The organism is Bradyrhizobium sp., from assembly GCF_028868675.1.
In the GTDB taxonomy this organism is placed as follows: domain Bacteria; phylum Pseudomonadota; class Alphaproteobacteria; order Rhizobiales; family Xanthobacteraceae; genus Bradyrhizobium.
The window spans coordinates 1-1,805 of record NZ_JAGWUA010000369.1 but is presented as its reverse complement, the minus strand read 5'-3'; the positions used below and the strand labels follow the sequence as shown (position 1 = coordinate 1,805).

Sequence of the window (1,805 nt, the reverse complement as noted above, 5' to 3'; positions counted from 1 at the left end):
CAGCACCGGCAGCATGTTGCGGAACGCCTGCGGCAGCACGACGTAGCGCATGCTCTGCGCATAGGTCAGGCCGAGCGCGCTGGCCGCGGCCGGCTGGCCGCGCGAGATCGACTGGATGCCGGCGCGCATGATCTCGGAGAAGTAAGCCGCCTCGAACATGACGAAGGTGATGAGCGAGGAGGCGAACGCGCCGACATGGATCGGCCGCGAGGCACCGGTCAGCCACTGCCCGATATAGGGCACCAGGAAGTAGAACCAGAAGATCACGAGCACCAGCGGCAGCGAACGCATGAAGTCGACATAGAGGCCGGCGATGCGTCCGAGCAGCCGGAAGCCGGAAAGCCGCATCAGGGCGATCGCGGTGCCGAAGACCAGGCCGCCCAGCGCCGACAGCGCCGTCAGCGTCAGCGTGAACGTCATACCCTCGTAGAACAGATAGGGCAGCGCGCGGCGGATGACGTCGAAATCGAAATTGCCGAACATCGCCTATTTTCCCGAGATGTAGCCGGGGATCGCGACGTAGCGCTCGAGCGCGCGCATCGCGGTCACGACGACGGCATTGGTCAGGAGATAGAGGATGGTCGCGGCGGTGAAGGCCTCGAACACCTGGAACGAGAATTCCTGCATCGAGCGCGCCTGCCCGGTCAGCTCCAGCAGGCCGATGGTGATGGCGACCGCGGTGTTCTTGATGGTGTTGAGGAACTCCGAGGTCAGCGGCGGCAGGATGATGCGGAAGGCCATCGGCAGCAGCACGTAGCGATAGACCTGCACGGTGGTGAGGCCGAGCGCGGTGCCGGCCTGCCTCTGGCCGCGCGGCAGCGAGCCGATGCCCGCCTGCAATTGCACGGCGACGCGCGCCGACATGAACAGGCCGACGCCGATCGCCGCGGTCCAGAACGGCGCGTTGGGCAATTGCTTCAGCCACAGGCCCGCGGCGCGCGGCAACAACTCCGGCAGCACGAAGAACCACAGGAAGAGCTGCACCAGGAGCGGCATGTTGCGGAAGAACTCGACCCAGGCGAAGCCGAACCAGGTGGCCAGGCGCGAGGGCAGCGTGCGCAGCACGCCGACGACCGAGCCGAAGACCAGCGCGATGATCCAGGCGAGCACCGCCGTCTTGATGGTGAGCCACAATCCCGACAGCAGCATGTCGAGATAGGTGCCCGTTCCCATCGGGTTCGGCTGGAAGAAGATTCCCCAATTCCAGTTGTAGTTCACGAATCCCCCGCGCGAACGCACCAATGACGGCAAACCCCACGCACGCCAATTCTATGCAAGTGTCCGGCCATCTTTCCTTCAAAATGGCTGGGCCGGACCCTCATCCTGAGGAGCGGCGTCTCCGCCGCGTCTCGAAGGATGAAGGCCCGTCTGGGGCCTCATGGTTCGCCTGGCGATGCGGAGCATCGTCCGGAGACGCCGCTTACGCGGCTCCTCACCATGAGGATCGACAGTTACTTGTAGGCGTCCGGATCCGGCGAATCCGACGGCTTGGCGAACTCGTGCTTCAGCTCCGGCGAGATCGGGGTGTTGAGGTTGAGTCCCTTCGGCGGAATCTTGCTCATGAACCACTTGTCGTAGATCTTCTGGCCCTCGCCGGAGGTGTAGACCGCGGCCGTTGCCGCATCGACCACCTTCTTGAAGGCCGCGTCGTCCTTGCGCAGCATGATGCCGTAGGGCTCGGGCTTGGAGAATGCATCCTTGGAGATGACGTAGTCGCCCGGCGCCTTCGAGCCGGCGACCAGGCTCGCGAGCAGGATGTCGTCCATCACGAAAGCCGCCGCGCGGTCGGTCTCGACCATCAGGAA

General features: G+C 64.7%; 3 protein-coding genes. All 3 read right to left on the bottom strand.

Translation table 11 applies throughout. The features are described 5' to 3' along the window. Positions 1-483: ABC transporter permease subunit (locus KGM94_RS25195; RefSeq protein ID WP_300265463.1), on the bottom strand; the 483-nt coding region annotated here is incomplete at its 3' end. Positions 484-486: 3 nt separating this feature from the next. Continuing rightward, a complete protein-coding gene (locus tag KGM94_RS25190) occupies positions 487-1,218 on the bottom strand; it encodes an amino acid ABC transporter permease (RefSeq protein ID WP_300265461.1) in 732 nt (243 codons plus the stop codon). Positions 1,219-1,451: 233 nt separating this feature from the next. After that, positions 1,452-1,805: transporter substrate-binding domain-containing protein (locus KGM94_RS25185; protein WP_300265459.1), on the bottom strand; the 354-nt coding region annotated here is incomplete at its 5' end.